Origin of the sequence: Mycobacterium aquaticum, from assembly GCF_002086485.1 — a bacterium.
GTDB classification, from domain to species: Bacteria; Actinomycetota; Actinomycetes; order Mycobacteriales; family Mycobacteriaceae; genus Mycobacterium; species Mycobacterium aquaticum.
Window position 1 is genome coordinate 294,691 of the sequence record NZ_MVHF01000003.1, and the last position, 17,531, is coordinate 312,221.

At 66.7% G+C, this 17,531-nt stretch carries 17 protein-coding genes; 7 read left to right on the forward strand and 10 right to left on the reverse strand.

Translation table 11 applies throughout. The annotated features are described in order from the left end of the window. Window positions 1-60: 60 nt before the first annotated feature. Window positions 61-1,449, forward strand: coding sequence for a purine-cytosine permease family protein (locus BST13_RS05035; RefSeq protein ID WP_211296006.1), 1,389 nt, complete (start codon window positions 61-63; stop codon window positions 1,447-1,449). A gap of 4 nt (window positions 1,450-1,453) precedes the next feature. Here BST13_RS05035 and BST13_RS05040 read toward each other — a convergent pair whose 3' ends face one another. Next, complete coding sequence (locus tag BST13_RS05040; protein WP_083161248.1) at window positions 1,454-2,299, reverse strand: alpha/beta fold hydrolase; 846 nt, start codon at window positions 2,297-2,299, stop codon at window positions 1,454-1,456. Between the two features lie 210 nt (window positions 2,300-2,509). Between BST13_RS05040 and BST13_RS05045 the strand changes: the two genes are divergently transcribed. Then, a complete protein-coding gene (locus BST13_RS05045) occupies window positions 2,510-2,902 on the forward strand; it encodes a hypothetical protein (RefSeq protein ID WP_083161250.1) in 393 nt (130 codons plus the stop codon). Between the two features lie 48 nt (window positions 2,903-2,950). Here the strand turns inward: BST13_RS05045 and BST13_RS05050 are convergent, their stop codons facing one another. From BST13_RS05050 to BST13_RS05070, 5 genes are all read right to left on the reverse strand, one after another. Then, window positions 2,951-3,277: a hypothetical protein gene (locus BST13_RS05050; RefSeq protein WP_083161252.1), complete on the reverse strand. Its 327-nt coding sequence runs from the start codon at window positions 3,275-3,277 to the stop codon at window positions 2,951-2,953. A 185-nt stretch (window positions 3,278-3,462) separates the two neighbouring features. Further along, the gene (locus BST13_RS05055) at window positions 3,463-3,897 is read right to left on the reverse strand and encodes a hypothetical protein (protein ID WP_083161254.1); all 435 of its coding nucleotides are present in this window, start codon (window positions 3,895-3,897) and stop codon (window positions 3,463-3,465) included. Between the two features lie 111 nt (window positions 3,898-4,008). Further along, window positions 4,009-5,424, reverse strand: a complete 1,416-nt coding sequence (locus tag BST13_RS05060) for an alpha/beta hydrolase (protein ID WP_425436978.1) — start codon at window positions 5,422-5,424, stop codon at window positions 4,009-4,011. Between the two features lie 141 nt (window positions 5,425-5,565). Further along, entirely contained in the window at window positions 5,566-6,813 is a 1,248-nt protein-coding gene (locus tag BST13_RS05065; RefSeq protein WP_083161256.1) for a COG4705 family protein, read from the reverse strand. Between the two features lie 74 nt (window positions 6,814-6,887). Next, window positions 6,888-8,453 (reverse strand): GAF domain-containing protein, encoded by a 1,566-nt coding sequence (locus tag BST13_RS05070; protein ID WP_083161258.1) that lies wholly within the window; start codon window positions 8,451-8,453, stop codon window positions 6,888-6,890. Window positions 8,454-8,599: 146 nt separating this feature from the next. Here BST13_RS05070 and BST13_RS05075 point away from each other — a divergent pair, with 146 nt between their 5' ends. Further along, window positions 8,600-9,748, forward strand: coding sequence for a zinc-binding dehydrogenase (locus BST13_RS05075; RefSeq protein WP_083161260.1), 1,149 nt, complete (start codon window positions 8,600-8,602; stop codon window positions 9,746-9,748). On the opposite strand, the gene BST13_RS05080 is transcribed toward BST13_RS05075, so the two are convergent. Then, a complete protein-coding gene (locus BST13_RS05080) occupies window positions 9,729-10,400 on the reverse strand; it encodes a pyridoxamine 5'-phosphate oxidase family protein (protein ID WP_083161262.1) in 672 nt (223 codons plus the stop codon). The two genes, BST13_RS05075 and BST13_RS05080, sit on opposite strands and share 20 nt — an antisense overlap. Before the next feature lie 78 nt (window positions 10,401-10,478). Between BST13_RS05080 and BST13_RS05085 the strand changes: the two genes are divergently transcribed. Then, complete coding sequence (locus BST13_RS05085) at window positions 10,479-11,900, forward strand: aminotransferase-like domain-containing protein (protein ID WP_083161264.1); 1,422 nt, start codon at window positions 10,479-10,481, stop codon at window positions 11,898-11,900. 73 nt (window positions 11,901-11,973) lie between these two features. Continuing rightward, entirely contained in the window at window positions 11,974-13,416 is a 1,443-nt protein-coding gene (locus BST13_RS05090) for a neutral zinc metallopeptidase (RefSeq protein ID WP_095533417.1), read from the forward strand. 9 nt (window positions 13,417-13,425) lie between these two features. Here the strand turns inward: BST13_RS05090 and BST13_RS05095 are convergent, their stop codons facing one another. Then, entirely contained in the window at window positions 13,426-14,439 is a 1,014-nt protein-coding gene (locus BST13_RS05095) for a cation diffusion facilitator family transporter (RefSeq protein WP_083161266.1), read from the reverse strand. Then, window positions 14,436-14,837, reverse strand: coding sequence for an ArsR/SmtB family transcription factor (locus BST13_RS05100; protein ID WP_083161268.1), 402 nt, complete (start codon window positions 14,835-14,837; stop codon window positions 14,436-14,438). The genes BST13_RS05095 and BST13_RS05100 overlap by 4 nt, the downstream gene beginning before the upstream one ends. Before the next feature lie 138 nt (window positions 14,838-14,975). On the opposite strand from BST13_RS05100, the gene BST13_RS39650 reads away from it, so the two are divergent. After that, window positions 14,976-15,776, forward strand: coding sequence for a hypothetical protein (locus tag BST13_RS39650; protein ID WP_245839352.1), 801 nt, complete (start codon window positions 14,976-14,978; stop codon window positions 15,774-15,776). An 88-nt stretch (window positions 15,777-15,864) separates the two neighbouring features. Beyond that, window positions 15,865-16,680, forward strand: a complete 816-nt coding sequence (locus tag BST13_RS05110) for a carbon-nitrogen hydrolase family protein (protein WP_083161270.1) — start codon at window positions 15,865-15,867, stop codon at window positions 16,678-16,680. A gap of 81 nt (window positions 16,681-16,761) precedes the next feature. Here the strand turns inward: BST13_RS05110 and BST13_RS05115 are convergent, their stop codons facing one another. Further along, complete coding sequence (locus BST13_RS05115) at window positions 16,762-17,526, reverse strand: IclR family transcriptional regulator (RefSeq protein WP_083161418.1); 765 nt, start codon at window positions 17,524-17,526, stop codon at window positions 16,762-16,764. Between the last annotated feature and the right edge of the window lie 5 nt (window positions 17,527-17,531).

Below are 17,531 nucleotides of genomic sequence, written 5' to 3' on the forward strand. Positions count from 1 at the left end.
AGCCTATCTTTTCAGTTTCCCGATTATGAACCGGCGCTCATCGGCATGATGAAATGGGCCATGCCTTCTCGGTCCAACGTGCTCAACGCCACCGCCTTCACCGGGCGCCGCCCGACCGGCGCCGGTGACCTCGCGGTCGAAACGCACGGCATCGCGCCGATCGCTCAGGATCAGCGGTACGGCCGTCCGTCGCGGTTGTTCACCGTGTGGTTCGCACCTCAGGTCAATATGACGGGCGTCTTCACCGGGACGCTGGCGATCGCACTGGGTCTGGGCTTCTGGCTGGGCATGCTGGCCATGGTCATCGGCACCGTTCTCGGGTCATTGGTGGTGGCCTACCTGTCGACGTGGGGCCCGCGCACCGGCGCCGGCCAGTTGCCCAACGCGAGAATGGCGTTCGGTGGATTCGTCGTGGTGCCCGGTGTGCTGCAGTGGGGTTCGTCGATCGCGTGGGACGCGTTGGTCGGATTGTTCGGCGGGGAAGCGCTGGCTGTCCTCGTCGGCATCCCGTTCTGGATCGCCGTGCTCATCGTCCTCGGTGTCCAGGGTGTCGTCGGATTCTTCGGTTACGAGCTCATCCACCGGCTGCAGGCGGTGCTCACCGTCGTCTTGCTGGTCACCTTCGTGGTGTTCGCCGCCAAGCTGGTCAGCGGGCAGGACGTGGTCACACCGGCGACCACCCACGGTGCAGCGCTGGTCGGTGCCTTCGTCTTCGAGGTGACCATCGCGCTGAGCCTGGCCATCTCGTGGGCGAGCTATGCCGCAGACTTCAGTCGATACCTGCCCGCGACGGCACCCCGGGGCCACGTCTTCGGGTACACGTTCGCCGGTATCGCATCGGCGTACATCTTCGTTCAGGGCATCGGTATCGCCGGCGCGGCAGCGATCGGTGAGCAGACCGCCGAGGGCGTGCGAACGGTGATGGGCGGCGGGATCCTCGGTGGGCTCGCCCTGTTGATCATCGCACTGGCCGCCGTGGGTTCAGGGGTGATGAACGACTACAGCGGTTCCCTGGCGCTGCAGACCATCGGAGTGCGGGTGCGACGGCCGGTCTCCGCCGTCATCGTCACGGCACTCGCCTTTTTCCTGATCCTGTGGCTGCACGCCGCCGATACCGCGAGCCGATTCACCGACGTGTTGTTGTTGGTCAGCTACTGGATTCCGGCGTTCGTGGCAGTGGTGTCGGTGGACTGGGCGTTCCGGATCCGCGGACGCGACACGCTCGACCCATCGGTCGAGGAAACCAGCCGGTCCGACGCGGTGGCTGCGCTGATCACCTTCGTCATCTCCTACGCGGTGGCGATGCCGTTCATGAACACCTCACTGATCCACGGGCCGGTGGCGACCGCGTGGTACGGCGCCGACATCGCCTACTTCGTGAATTTCGGTGTCGCTCTGGCGCTCTACGGCGGTTACCGGCTGCTGCAGGCCAAACGCGGCCGGCAGTAGAACTTCACAGCGGGTGTTCGGCGAACCATTCCAGCAGTAGGTCCGCCACGGTGTCAGGCTCTTCGTCGGGCAACCAGTGCGATGCGCCGCGAATCGTTTCGAAGCGGTACGGTCCGGACACGAATTTCGCGGTCTCGTGGGCCGGTTTGGCGGTGATCGCGGTGTCCCCGTCGCTCCAGATGTACATCGTCGGCACCCGGACCCGGTGCTTGATCTCGCCCGAATCGGACAAGAGCATCGCGCGGTACCAGTTGAGCGCCGAGGTCAGCGCGCCGGGTTCGAGCATCGCTTCGGTGTCGCGTTGCGCGTGCGCGGCAGCCTGACCGCTGCGGAGCAGGGCATCGGTGATCCTGGTGCCTGCGCCATTCCGCCCGAGCAGCAGCCGCTCGGGCAGCCGGGGTAGTTGAGCGACGTACATGTACCAGGACGCCAGCCCCTGCCGGCTGGTCGGTATGGCACGCAGGAATGGCACCGGATGGGGGACCGAGATCGGCGAGAACGATGCCAATCGGTCTGGCCGGCGCAGCGCGACTCCCCAGCCGACGGCAGCGCCCCAGTCGTGCCCGACGAGGTGCACGCGGTCGGCTCCGCTGCCGTCGATGAGGGCCAGCGCGTCGTCGACCAACTCGGACATCCGGTAGTCGCGGCGGCGCAGCGGCCGCGCGCCGGGGGAATAGCCCCGTTGATTCGGTGCCAGGCACCGGTATCCGTGCGCCGTCAGCCGCGCCATCACGGCTTCCCAGCTGGTGTTGCGCTGAGGAAATCCGTGCAGCAGAACCACGACCGGCCCATCCGCAGGGCCGTCGTCGATGACGTCAAAAACCAGGCCGCCGCGGCGGAACTGTTCCATCTCGCACCCTCTCCCCGACGTGGCAATCGGGATCGGCACGGATTGTCCTCTCGGGCAGGGCATTTGACGGCCACGGTGGGCCCGCCGATTTCCGGTTGCCGATCGCCGCAAGCAGCCTAACGCTCCCGCGCGGTATCCGATTCGATGCAGCCCCGACACCGCCGACCAAACCTGCTGACAGCGACGTCGCGGTGCGGCACAGTTACCGACATGACCAGTCCGAAGTTTCCCAAACCGAGTGACCTCAAATCGGCCGCACAGGCTGCGGTGGAGACCGCTCAGTCGGCGGTCGAGACCGCGCAGGCCGTCGCGAACAGCGCGATGCGCATTCCGCCCGCATCAGCCCAACTCGCCGTGCAATTACCCGATCTGATCGAGAATCTGGCGGTTGCGACTGAACGGCTCAATACGACGATCGATCGCACCGAGCGTTATCTGGCGATGGCCGACCCGATGTTCCGCACGATGGATCGGCTTCTGCCTCAGTTGGAGGCGCTCGTCGCCACCGGAAACGACGTGTTCCGGATGCTGTCGAACATCCCGGGGCTGTCGAAGTTCAATCCGTTCGCGACGCGCCCGACCGACGACCGCGGCGCCGGATAGCTGATGGGCCGCCCCGAAAGCGGCGGCCCATCGACAGTTTCGGTGGAGTTACATCGGAATCCAGGTGCCCAGGAACCAGAAGCCCCAACCGTGGCCGTCCGCTGCCTGCATCGGCGTCACCTGCTGGCCGTTCCAGTTGAACGGCTGGTGGTCGTTGCGGCCTTGATCGATGCCGCGGTTGTGCCAGTCGACCGGTCCGGCCGGTCCGCGGTCGGGTCCGCGATCGTCGCGGTGGTTGTCGCACTGCGGGGCGCCGGGACGGTCGCAGCCCCAGCCCGGGTCCGCGCTTGCCGTGCCGAGACCGACACCGAACAGCCCGGCCATTCCGATGCCCGCGGCCAGCGCCGAGACACCCAGGGTTCGCTTGAACGTCATAGGTTTACTCCGTTTCTTCGTGTTACGGCGTCAATGCCGGATGCGAAGCAAAGCTATGACCTGGATTTTTGCCGGCCCTGTGGCGACCTTATGGCGCAGCTGTGCAAGCGATAACGGTTCGGACACTGCGGTAACGAATTGAAAACTGTTTGCCATCAATGCTATTGAGCAGTCGAGCGGAGGCGTTACGGGCAGGAATCCGATCGCGAATCGATGCTGAAGGAATCGTCGCGGATCCAGCCGGAACGGGTGCCGACATCGATTCTGAACCACCGTTGCGGAGCGCCTGCCCACGACGTGTCGGCGATGTCGGACACCTTGTACGTGCCCGCCGCCACTTTCACCGATTCCTGCCCGAATGGCTCCGGTGTCTCACGCAGCATCACCAGCGGGTTGGCAACCGTCACAGCGCACGTTCCCGCCGAGACCGGCCCGGGTGTCTTGCCCTCTGTACCCGCTGCGGCGCCCGGATTCTGAGCCGTGGAACCGCCGCCTGCGCCGTGGTGGTCGAAAACCTCGTGCCACCACCACGGTACGGTCGCCCCGGACAGCAGGGTGATCGCCACCGGCACCCCGATCGCGGCCAGTATCTTTCCGCGGGAATGGGTCTCGACGTCCACAGCTGTCCCTCCGAGTCTCAGCCGGCAGGCACCCTCGTCAAAGGTGCAGACATCAAGGGTCGGTCGGAGAACCGAGATCGGCTAGCGTAGTGCGCTACTCGAATGGCCGAGTCAATGGTGCTGAGTAAAGCCGGGAATGCCCGTCGGCCCTGCCGCATCTGTCGTCGAATTCGGCATCGCCACTCGTGGTACCGAAGGGGTTCCGAGTTGTGCTGCCAGCCAAGGCAGCGCATCGCCGAAGGCCTGGGACGCGAACAGCCAGTCATGCCTGCCGGGCCGCGTCACCACCGTGGACGTGATGCCCTGCGTTGCGCCGGTGGCCGACAGCGAACGCGCGGCGACGTCCTGGCCCTCGGGATTCGACACCGGGTCACGTGACGTGCCGTCAGGCGACCCGGGCACCTCGAACCATCCCGTCACGCCGGTGTAGCGGCCGTGTTTCTTCATGACGGTGGTGGGGTCGAATGCGGCCCACGCGTCGGCGTCGCCGCCGAACAACGTGGCGATGCTGTGCTCACGGCTACCGGTGTTGGGGCCGATGTCGCCGGCGATGTCGACGAAGGCGCTGAACAGCTCGGGGTGCATCACAGCCAAGACGACCGCGCACGTTCCGCCCATCGACCATCCGGCGACGCCCCAATGGGTGCGCTCGGCGCTGACTCCGAAATTCGCCGCCATGAAGGGGGCAACGTCTTTCGTGAGGTGATCGGCGGCGTTCCCGCGGGGTCCGTTCACGCATTCGGTGTCGTTGTCGAACCCGCCGGTCGCGTCGACGAAGACCACTGCTGGCGCGCTGCCATCGTGCTGGGCGGCGAAGTCGTCGATGGTGGCGACCGCATTACCGACCCGAAGCCAGTCGGCCGGCGTGTTCAACGCCGACCCGATCATCATCACCGTGGGCAAGCGTGGCGGCGGCTTGCTCGCGAACCATATCGGCGGCAGGTAGACGAATTCTCGGCGATGCGCGAAACCCGATGCGTTGGAATTGATCCGCACCGGCACGACGACGCCTCGATCAGGCCTTGCGTTCGACAATTGCATGGCGGTGACGCCGACCCGGTCGGTCTGATCGGGTAGCGGACCCGTGGTGAGTTGCATCCACGCAGTGCGGACCTTGGGGAAGTAGCCCACCCAGGTGTTGACCGACAGTGCCGCGCACACCACACACAGGGGTACGGCCAGCACCGATGCACCGCGCCGCCACCAGGACGCGCGCCGCCACGTGAGGAAGATGAGGCTCACAGCCGCACCGATCAATCCGATCCACAGCCACAGTCGGCTCGGCGCCGCCTCACCGGAGACTCCGATCGAGGAGATGTAGTAGCGAGCCCATACCGCAATCGGCGCGCCGATCAGGGCGGCGAGCGCAAGCCTCCGCCAGCCTCGGCGGTCGGCGTGGGCCCACATCACGTACAGCACGAGCAGCGCAGCCAGCACCTGCACCGCGATCGGCACCCACCCGTCGACCAGGGATAGCTGTGCGATGCGGTGGCGCAAGGGCTCTGCCATCTCAACCGCCACGGTCATATCTTGCAGACGAGTACCTGTGCGGTTGCTGTTGCCGCCTGCCGACACCCACAGTCAGCCGGTCTACCTCTGCTCGGCGTACCGCGAGCGATGCGACACGCAGTAGCAGGATCTTCCCATCGGACTGTCAGGTGCCGGCGGCTACTGCAACGAGGTGAGCAGTTGATTAAGGGTTCGTGTTTCGGTGGCCTGGTCGGGTGAGGGCGCACGCAGCGCAGAGAGAACCTGGTCGATCTGACCGTCGAGCACGGCCCACCCGGCGTTGTCCATCGGTTGCAGGGTGGCCTGGTCGTCGTCCCATGCGGTTTCGAGGTCCTTGATGCGGGTGACCGCACCGGTCTGGTCACCCGCGTTGACTTTCACCAGGGTGTCCTGCACGATTCCGCGGTACTTGGTGACCGCGGCGGGCGGGAACTGGGCTGTGACCGACTGCCCGGCCGGTAGCGTCACCGCTGCGGCCGATTCCGATTCCGCTTCACCGCCTGCGGGCATCTGGTGGGGCTGCGCGGCAGCCCACGCCAGCAGGGCTGCGGTCCCGATGGCGACCACGCCGAGGTAACCGAGCATGACGCGCTCGCGGGCGGCGTCACGATCTGGCGCCGCCGCGGTGGCAACGTCGCGTTCGATCACGTCGGAGCGCGTCACCGAAAGGTAGACGACCGTGGCCAGGATGGCTCCGAGGAAGATCACGCTCGTCACCGCGACGCCCAGTCCCAGACCCTGCTCGGACTTCGGGGCGGCCAGCCAGTCGCCGAGGTTCGCACCCAGCGGACGGGTGAGGATGTACGCGAGCCAGAACGACAGCACGGCGTTGGCGCCGAACCGCCAGCCGATCACGATTGCGGCGATCAGCCCGGCCGGGAGGAGCACCGACCGCCCCGGACCCCAGCCGGTGAGCTCCAACGTCCAGTCGCCGACGGCCGTGCCCAGCGCGAACGTCACCAGAACGGCCAGCCAGTAGAACAGTTCACGCGGTAGCGAGACGATGCTGTGGATCGACAGCGTGCGCTCGCGCGCGAACCACACGCCGAACACCACGGCCAGCGCCGCGGCGAAGGCAAAGGTGCTCGCCGCCAACGGAATTCCCATGGCGTCGGTGAGAATGTCGGTGTAGAGCGTGCCGGTCACGCTGATCACGACGACCGTGAGCCAGTACACGAAGGGGACGTAGCGGCGCATGCTCAGCTGCCACCCCAGCACGACCGCCAGGATCACGGTGAAGATGATGGCTGTCCGAACCAGCCCGACACCGAGCGTCATGTTGATCCAGTCGGCGAAGCTCTCACCGACGGTGGTGCACAGCACCTTGATCACCCAGAACCACACGGTGACTTCGGGAACCCGGCTCAGTGCGGAAGAACTGGTCCCGGATCTTGCGGTATCGGCCATGCCCGAGACGCTAGAGGCGGGTCCCTGAACCTACGCTGAGAAAGGCTCAACGGAACCTGTTGGCGCGCAGGCCATCAGTCAGCGGCAAGCGGAATGTACGCGGTCAAGGTGGTGCCCCGGCCCATCGGGCTCACAATCTGCAGGCGGCCGCCCAGTGCCTCCACGCGGTCTTTCAGGCCGACCAGTCCCGATCCACCGCCGGTGTCGGCGCCCCCCACACCGTCGTCGGCCACCACGATGCGCAGGGCGCCGCCGTCGACATCGACGGACACCTCGACCTGCGATGCGTCGGCATGCTTGGTGACGTTTGTCAATGCCTCTGCGACAACGTAATACGCACCGACTTCGACGGACTCGCGTGGTCGGTTCGCGACATCGACGGACACCTCGACGGGCAGGGGCGCCCGGCGGCCCAACGCGCGCAACGCCGGCCGCAGACCCCCGTTGGTGAGAACCGCGGGGTGTATTCCGTGGGTGATCTGGCGGAGTTCCTCGCTGGCCGCTACCAATCCGTCACCGAGTTCGGCGATCTCGTGTGCCAGCGCATCGTCGGGCTGTAGCGATGCCTGCAGCGATCGGCTCGTCAACGCCAGCGCGACCAACCGCTGCTGGGCACCGTCGTGCAGGTCTCGTTCTATCCGCCGCATGGCTTCGTCGCCTGCCGTCACGATCCGTGCCCGTGAGGCCATCAATTCCCGGCGGGATTCGGTGTTGGCAATCGCCGTCGCCACCAGCTCGGCGAAGTCGGCAAGGCGTGACTCCATATCCGGCGGCGGCGCCCCGGGTCGCGAGGAGCCCGCGATCGCGGCACCCCACAGGCGTCCCTCGACGATGATCGGGGCGCCCACCCCGGAGCGCAGGCCGAGGTCACGGATCGCCGCAGCGGCCGCCCCGGTCGCATCCTCGTGGCTGTCCAGACGTGCCGCACGACCGGTCCGCAGCACCATGCCTGCGACGTTGTCACCGGTCAGCCGCAGTCGGACGCCTACGGGCATCCGTGGATGGCCTGCCTCGTCGTGGACCGCGACGATTTCGCCGTACTCGTCGTCGACATACCGAAACAACGCCGCATTGCCCATGTGCAGGGCGTTGGCGACTTCGTCGGCAACCGCGGTCAGCACCTCGTCGGGCGGCGCCCCGCGGGCGACCAGGGTCGCGACCCGGCGCAGCGCCGCCTGACGCTCGGCGAGCTCGCTGACCTTCTCGGCAGCCTCCCGGGCTTCGACCGCACGCAACCGCGCCTGTCCGACGAGCACATTGGCCAGCAGGGCAACGGGCATGTACACCACGATCGGGATCAAGTCCTGCAGCGTATGGGGAATCACCATGCCACCGAGGTGCATACGCAGATAGACGACGGTGCTCGCGAACGTCATCACCACGCCCATCCACATCGGCCATCCGGCCGAGATCACAAGCACGCCAAGGAAAAACACCACGCCGAACATCTGATGCGGCAGAGCCCTGCCGAGCAGGCCCACCAATGCCGCCTCGGCGACGATCAGCACAGCACCGACCGCGAAGCCCAGCCACAGCGGCGCCGTCGGGCCCAGCAGAAACGGCGTCAGCCCTGATGGCGCCCAGCCGTTGCGTGGTCCGTCGGCGCCGTCGGACCTTGCGGCCAGTCCCTCCGGAGTCATCGATGCATCCTCGATCCCGCGCGTTGTTCGAAGGGCCGATTATCCTCGTCCGCCGAGCGAGTCCGCAGACATCGGCGGTGCGTCAGGCCAAAATGGAGTCACTCTTGCCCTCGACCGAGCGACTACGCCTGGAAGGACGCAGCGTCATGACTGACTCCGCCACCGCCGACCTGCCTGTCTCGGGTCTTGAACTTCGCTCCCTGCTCACCGAGGCCAGTGAGCTCGAGCTGACACTCGAGCCCCAGCCGGTCACTCCGCCGGGCCCGGGCGAGGTCGTCGTGCGTGTCGAAGCGTCGCCGGTCAATCCGTCAGATCTGGGGCTGCTGCTGGGCGCGGCGGACCTGGCGACTGCACGAACCGAGGGCGAAGGCGCGGCCCGGCACACATCGATCTCCGTCCCGCCCAAGGGCTTTCACGCCATGGCGAGCCGCCTCGGACAGTCGATGACTGTGGGCAACGAGGGCTCTGGCGTGGTGATCTCGGCGGGTGACGACGCGGCCTCGTTGCTCGGGAAGACCGTCGCGGTGCTCGCCGGTGGCATGTACAGCCAGTACCGGACAGTGCCTGCCGGCAACTGTCTCGTGCTGCCCGACGACGTGACCCCCGCCGAGGGGGCATCGTGCTTCGTCAACCCGCTCACCGCGCTGGGGATGGTCGAAACCATGCGCGACGAAGGACACACGGCCCTGGTCCACACCGCCGCGGCATCCAACCTTGGGCAGATGCTCAACAAGATCTGCGCGCAGGACAACGTCGGGCTGGTCAACATCGTCCGCAGCGCGGCGCAGGAGGAGCTGCTCAGGGGCATCGGGGCCCGCTATGTCTGCAACTCGACCGCCGACGACTTCGTCCCGACGCTCGTCGAGGCCGTCGCCGAGACGGGCGCCACCCTGGCCTTCGACGCGATCGGCGGCGGGCGCCTGGCGAGCACAATCCTCTCTGCCATGGAGACCGCGGCCGGTCGACGGATGACGAGCTACAGCAGGTACGGGTCGTCTGTCCTCAAACAGGTCTACATCTACGGATCCCTGGATACCGGACCGACGGAGCTCGACCGCTCATTCGGCATGAGCTGGAGCGTCGGCGGGTGGCTGTTGACCCCGTTCCTGCAGAAGATCGGCCCCTCCCGCATCGCCGAGCTGCACGCCCGCGTGGCGGCCGGGGTGAAAACCACGTTCGCCAGCCACTACACCCAGACGATCCCGCTGGCCGACCTGCTCAAACCGCAGATCTTACAGATGATCTCGCGTAAGGCGACGGGGGAGAAGTTCCTGGTCACACCGGCGCAGACCTGACGGAGCTCGGACGTCCCGAGGCGACCAATGTCCGCACGGAGTCCGGCAATTCGGCCGATGACCACGAAGCCCGGTGCGGCGTCCCATAATTGACGACGAACGGGACGGTGCCTGCCCACACGTCGGTGTCCTCGTCGGGCTCTTTGACCGGACTGTCGTTGACCTTGTACACCCAGTCCCCATCGGTGATGGGCATGGCGACGACGTTGGTGGCGGCGATCTCTTTCGGTGTCATGCCACGGACTTCGCCCGTGCGCCCGGGAAGCAGCAGATCGCTGAACCGGTCCAAGAGCATGGCGCGTTCTTCGCTGCGGGCGGGCTGCAGATCACCGTAGAGCACCGCCGACCGGTAATGCACCGACGAGTCGAAAGTGCTGTGAGCGACCACGAGCGCGTCCATCGCGGTCACGCAGAACGCCGCAGAGGTTGCCACTGCGTTGGCTCCCATCGCGCCGGCGCCAGTCGAACCATGCATGAGAATCCGGTCCTCGTGCCGGACGAACAGCGTCGGCACCGCAAGGGGCCGCGTCCTGCCGTCACGTCGTTCGACTCCGCCCATGGCGAGCACGCCCCACCACTGCCCGTCGAGGAACTCCTCCAAGGCGGCACGCTCGGTGGACTGTCGACCTTCTTTGCGGGTGAGCTTCTCCATGGCTTACACAAAACCATGATTGCGGCCTTACTGGAACGGCCAGAAACCGCAGATATCGAATGCCAGTATTCTGGGCAGATGCCGCGGCACACCCGACTGGTCCATCTTCCGCTGAGCACCAGCGACCTGAGCGCGAAGTCGATCGCCACGCAGATGGTGGCCCTGATCGCCGGCGGCCAACTCGCGGATGGGGACTGGCTGCCCTCCACACGTGCATTGGCCGACGACCTCCGATGTTCGCGCACCATGGTCGCGGCCGCCTACGACGAGCTGGTCGCTGCCGGGTTCCTCGAAGGAGTGCCCGGCTCGGGTACCCGCACGACGTCCGGCGCGGCGGCCGCAGCAGCCGCCGGACTCTCCAGCCGTCCGGCAGGCCGGCCCCGCACCGACCGCGCGCGGCGTCCGTCGCCGTCGAATGGCATTGCTCCCGAACGGGTTCCCTCGGTGGACCTCCGCCCGGGCTATCCCGACCCGGGGTTGATCGACATGCGCGCGTGGACCCGCGCCTGGCGCGCGGCGGCGGCCCGGACCCCGACCACCTCGTCGCCGTGGCAGGACACGAGCGATTCGTTCGTCACGGCGTTGACCGATCACCTGCGGACGAATCGCGGCATCGACACCGACACCGTGATCGACGTGCCCGGTTCCGGGGCAGCCTTCGAGGCCGTGGCGGCGGTGAGCGGTCTCACGCGGTGCTATCTCGAATCGCCCTGCTATCCAGCCGCATACGAGGAATTCCTGCGGGCCGGGCTGCACCCGACCTTCGTTCCGGTCGATGACGACGGCCTGCGCGTCGATCAGCTGGACGAGGCCGCAGGCCTGGTGTACTGCACGCCGGCGCACCAGTATCCGCTCGGACACCGATTGTCGGTGAACCGGCGTGCCGAACTGGTCGCCTGGGCCAGGCGGACCGGCTCGATCATCGTCGAGGACGACTACGACGGTGAATTCCGCTACGGGGTCGCGCCGCTTCCGGCGGTCCGGTCGGTCCCGGGAGCGGGGGAGCACGTCGCCTACATCGGGACGGCGTCGAAGATCCTCACCCCCGGCCTGGGCGCGGCCTGGCTCGTCCCACCCCGACCGCTGCGCGATGCCGTGCTGACCTACCTGCGTGAGCGTCGGCTCGCGCTGTCCGTGATCACCCGCGACGCGCTCGCGGAGCTGATCCTCGCCGGTGACCTGCAGCGGCACCTGGCCCGCGCCGCACGCGAGTACCGGCATCGCCGCGACATCCTCATTGCCGCGCTCGGCACCCACTGCCCCGAGCTCTCCGTACTCGGCGTCGAGGCCGGTCTCCACGTCGCCGTCGTGCTGCCCGGTGAACATGACGACCGGCGCGTCGCCGAGCGACTCACTGCACAGGGATTCGTCGTCGAACCCCTGTCGCTCTATCCAGGTGCGGCAGATCGCGAAATCAACGGCCTGGCAGTGTGTTTCGCTTTGATCAACCGAGTCTCCGCCAACGGCTTCGCAATTCGTCTCGCCGGCGCTCTCGGATAGAGTTCGACATCCGTGAAGGCGACGGCGGATCAGTGCCGGTGTGGGAAAATCACCGAACGGCGAGAGGCGCGACATGCGGATGAGAACGTCGGTTCGGCGAATCCTGGGATCCATCGCGGTGACCACGGTGGCGGTGTTGCTGGGGGCATGCGGCACATCCGCGATATCGAAATCCGCCGACCCCTCCATGGTGGCTGGCATGCCCGCCACCGATGGACCGTCGGGTCTGCGCTCAAACGCACCCAAACCGTCGCGCACGGTGACCAACACCGACGGCGGCGCCATCGACCTGCTGGCCGTTCAGTCGGTCAGCGATGTCGAGGACTATTGGAGCGGCGGGGTGTATCGCGACGCGTTCAAACGCAACTTCACCCCGGTCGCCAAACTCATCTCCTGGGACTCGCGACGATCGTCTGACGCCGTATCATTCTGCGGCGAAACGACTTCCAGCTTGGTCAACGCCGCGTACTGCCCCGTAGACCGGTCAATCGGGTGGGATCGTGGCGCCCTGCTGCCGTCACTGAAGAAGACTTATGGCGATATGGCGGTGACCATGGTGTTGGCCCACGAATACGGCCACTCCGTACAGCATCAGGCAGGATTGAACTCGCCCAACACGCCCGTGCTGGTAGCCGAGCAGCAGGCTGACTGTTTCGCGGGGGCGTACATGAACTGGGTGGCCCAAGGTCATTCCCGGCGCTTCACCCTGTCCACGGGCAACGGACTCAATACCCTGCTGGCGAGCATGATCGCGTTCCGCGACCCGCTCATGAGCGGCAGGCGCGCGGTGTCAGGCGGGGGCGAGCACGGCTCGGCATTCGAACGGATCTCGGCGTTTCAATTCGGCTTCGCCGAAGGCCCGGGCACCTGCATGGCCATCGATGTGGACGAGGTCACCCGCCGGCGCGGCGATCTGCCGGTCGAGTTGCAGCGCAATCAGACCGGCAACTGGCCGGTCTCGCAGGCCTCGGTCAAGTCGGTCATCGCCGCGATGAACATCTTGTTCAAGCCTGCGACACGCCCGACTCTGAGCTTCGACACCGTTGCAGCGACCAAATGTCCCGACGCGAAAGCCACACCGCCGGTTTCGTTCTGCCCGGCCACCAACACCATTGCCGTCGATCTCCCAGCACTGAAGCAACTCGGCGCCCCAACCGACGGTCCGGCCGGCCTCACGGGCGACAACACCGCCTATTCGGTGCTCATATCGCGATATCTGCTGTCGGTGCAGCAGCAGGCCGGGTTGCCGGTGGATTCGGCCAACGCCGGCTTGCGCACGGCATGCCTGACCGGGGTGGCCACCACCAAGCTGGCGCTCCAGGTCAGCACGTCCGACGGCAACACGGTTGCCCTGACCGCCGGCGATCTCGACGAAGCCGTGGCCGGGCTACTCACCAACGGGCTGGCGGCCGGCGATGTCAACGGACTCACGGCACCGGCGGGCTTCGCGCGTATCGATGCGTTCCGCACCGGTGTGCTCGGCGATCAAGACGTCTGTCTCAAGCGGTTTCCCTGAGTGCGGGGGTTAGCCGATCGGGGCGTGCTCCGCGGGATAGGCGTGGATCAGCGCGGTGGTCAGCTTCGGTACCGCATGGATGAGGTCGTGCTCGGCGTCGTGGGCGATCCGGTGGGCGCTCGCGAGGCTGAGGTCGGGGTCGATGTCGAGTTCCGCGTCGGCGTGCAGGCGGTGCCCGATCCAGCGCATGCGCACACTGCGCACCGCTCGCACTCCGGGGTGTGCGGCCAGCACGGCTTCGGCGGTGTCGATGAATGTGGGGTCCACGCCGTCCATGAGACGACGGAACACATCTCGAACGGCCGTGCGCAGCACCACCAGGATCGCCACGGTGATCAACAACCCGACGATGGGGTCGGCGAGCGGGAATCCGAGCGCCACGCCGCCGGCACCGATCAGCACCGCCAGGGACGTGAAGCCGTCGGTGCGGGCGTGCAGCCCGTCGGCGATCAGCGCGGCCGAACCGATTCGGCGCCCAACTCGGATGCGCAACAAGGCAACCCATTCGTTGCCGAGGAATCCCACAAGGCCTGCGAGCGCGACCCAGCCGACGTGTTCGATCTGCTGCGGCTCGATCAACCTCCGGATCGCTTCCCAGCCGGCGATCACCGCGGACAAGGCGATCATCGCGACGACGAACAGCCCGGCGATGTCCTCGGCGCGGCCGAAGCCGTAGGTGTATCGGCGGGTGGCGGCCCTGGTGCTGAGCACGAAAGCGATCCACAGCGGAACGCTGGTCAAAGCGTCGGAGAAATTGTGGATGGTGTCGGCCGCCAACGCGATCGATCCCGACAGCGCGACGATGACGATCTGGGCGATCGCCGTCAGTCCGAGCACCAACAGACTGATCTTGACCGCCCGGATGCCGGCCGCGCTGGACTCCAGCGCGCTGTCGATGCTGTCCGCCGCGTCGTGGGAGTGGGGCGCGAATATCTCCCGAACCAACCCGCGCACACCTCCCGGCTGCTCATGGCCATGGTCATGATCGTGGTGGTGATGATGATGCGGGTGATGGCCACTCATCGCCGTGCCGCTTTCCGCGGGTCGGCGTCGACGGTCAGTTCACGCACCCGGGCGTCGTCGCGGTGGTGCGGCGGAACGCCGGGGCCGGCGTGTTCGGCGTTGAACACCGCGTCGACGACCAATTGGCGGACGTGTTCGTTTTCCAGGCTGTAGAAGATCGTGGTGCCCGAGCGTCGCGTGCGCACCAGGCGCGCCATGCGGAGCTTGGCCAGGTGCTGCGACACCGATGGAGCCGGTTTACCCACCCGCGAGGCAAGGTCGTTGACGGACAATTCGCCCCCGGTGAGCGCCCACAGGACCTGAATCCTGGTGGCGTCGGCGAGCATTCGGAACACCTCGACGATCAGCCCCGCCTGCTCTTGATCAAGAGGATGCACCGAAGCATTATCTGCATGCATACGTAGATACTAACCCTCGTAATAAGGGTGTCCGCACAAGTCGGGTAGGCCCCTACGCTATGCCGCTGCATCCCGCGATGCGATGGTGCCCTTGGAGTCGCTGAACTGCCCAAACACAGATCAAGCGGAGGGATCACCATGACACACCACCTATTGCGCAGACCGGCGTCGATAGCTCTGTTCGCCGCGTTGGCGGCAGTTTCCAGTCCGCTCCGCGCGCAGGCCGATCCCACCGACCTGCCCTACGGACCGGATACCTGCATCCAGGGCTACGTCTGGCGGGAAGCGCGAACCGGCGACACGGTATGCGTCACCCCCGCGGTCCGTGCTCGCACCGCCCAAGAGAACGCCACGGCAGCCGACCGCCGCGAGCCCAACGGGGGAGCCTACGGACCCGACACGTGCCTGCAGGGTTTCGTGTGGCGCGAGGCTTTCGACGGTGACGTGGTGTGCGTGACTCCCGACATCCGGACGCAAACGCGCGCCGACAATGCCGCTGCGGCGTCACGCAAACAGGCCAACGCGCCGAAGAGTGATCCCAGCGGCCCGAACTTCATCATCTGGGTGGCGCCGGATTGTTCTGTCGTGCTCGATGGTGCCGGACCCGGCCGTGACACCCTCAACGTCGGCTATCAGGTACAGAATCTGGGCCCGGGCACCGTCGACAAGCTCGTTCCGGTTCGTGTGTCACTCGACAGCGGCGCCACCGTCAATTACAACTCCTCGCTCGGCGGCGGCCCCGATGGACGGGCCCAGAACTACGCCCAGTTGACGGTGGACAGCAGCTTCTACCAGCGCGACAACCGCGTGACCATCACAGCGGACCCGGACAACCAGTACGCCGAACGCGTGGAGTCCGACAACTCGGCAGCCGTGCTGATCCCGCGGCAATCAAGGCCGGCCAACAGCATGATCGACCTGAAATGCCAAGCGGTATAGGTGTTTACTGCCCACATCTGAGAAACCGACGAATGGCATCGGAACTGACTGCTTGACCCCGGCAGGCAAGCGCCGAGATAGTCGGCTGATGGCTGACACATGCACGGTCGGAATCGCGCAGTGGTTACCGGCGTGCAACGAGCCCGAGGAGAACCTGCGCGCGGCCGTGACGTCGATCGCGAACCTCGCCGGGCGTGGCTGCGATCTCGTCGTCCTACCGGAACTGTGGCCGTGCGGGTACGACCCGGCGACGTTGGCGGGTGATGCGGCGGCGGCTGCCGAGCCGTTGGAAGGGCCTCGCGGCCAAGCGTTGTCAGCCGCGGCCAGCGACGCCGGCGTCTGGTTGTTCGCCGGCACCGTGCCCGAACGGGACGGTGATCGCCTCTACAACACTGCGGTGGTGTACGGACCCGATGGCCAGCTCGCCGCGGCGCATCGAAAGGTTCATCTGTACACCCCGCTAGGGGAGGACCACGTGTTCGAGGCCGGGACCGAACCCACGGTCGTCGACGTCGACGGTGTCGGGGTGGTCGGACTAAGTGTCTGCTTCGACGGCGACCATCCCGCATATGCCCGCCGCCTACAACAGTTGGGAGCGCGCATCGTCGTCGAACCCGCCGCCTACGAGACAGCGGCCGAGACCTGGTGGGACGTGCTGTATCCGGCGAATGCTCTGGTCAACGGGCAATGGTGGGTGATGGCCAACCAATGCGGAGGTGAATTGCTCGGCAAGAGCAAGGTCATCGCGCCCGACGGAACCACCGTGGCGCAGGCGGGTCGGGTGGGCGAGGCCGACTCGACCGAATTTCTGGTCGTCACTGTCGATTTCGACCACGGCATCCGGGAAGCAGACCGCACAGCCGCCGCCTTGTGGGAGGACGCCCCGGCGCGGTCCCGCCGCTGACACGCCCCGAGTTCGACGGCAATGTCGCGGCACGCGCGGCGGCGCAACGTTTGCGTCGAACTCGGCGCGCGAAAGTCCCCGTCAGGCGCCGTCGCTGAACTGCGCGCTGAGCTCCTTGGCGACCCGAACGAGCAACGGAACAATGTGATCCGCCGAGTCGATGGTGACGCGCGCAGCGGGCCCGGACACCGAGATCGCCGTCGGTATCGGCGCATCCGGCACCGGAACCGCGAAGCACCGCACACCGATCTCCTGCTCGCCCTCGTCGAGCGCGTAGCCGCGGTGCCGGCTCAGCTCGAGATCGGCGATGAGGGCGTCGGGATCGGTGAGCGTGAACGCGGTCTGGGCGGTCATGCCGGCCCGGGCGACGATCTGCCGGACGGCCTCGTCGGGCAGTTGCATCAGCAGGGCCTTGCCGACGCCGGTGCAGTGGGTGTAGACGCGCCGCCCGACCTCGGTGAACATCCGCATGGAATGTTCGGAGGGCACCTGGTAGACGTACACCGCCATGGTGTCGTCGAGCAGCGCCATGTTCGCCGTCTCCCCGGTGGTCTTGACGACCTCGGCCAGGAGTGGCCGCGACCACGCGCCGAGCATTCGGGTGGCGCTCTCGCCGAGCCGAATCATCCTGGGCCCCAACGAATATTGCCGCGACGGTAGTTGGCGCACGTATCCGCGGTTGGCCAGGGTGCGTACCAGTCGGTGGATGGTCGGCACCGGAAGTCCGGAGGCTTCCGAGAGCTGGCTGAGTCCGATCGGCCCGCCGGCGGCGGCCATGACCTCAAGTAGGTCGAATGCGCGCTCGACCGACTGCACGCCGCCGGATGCTCCCTCTGTGCGTGCCATGGATG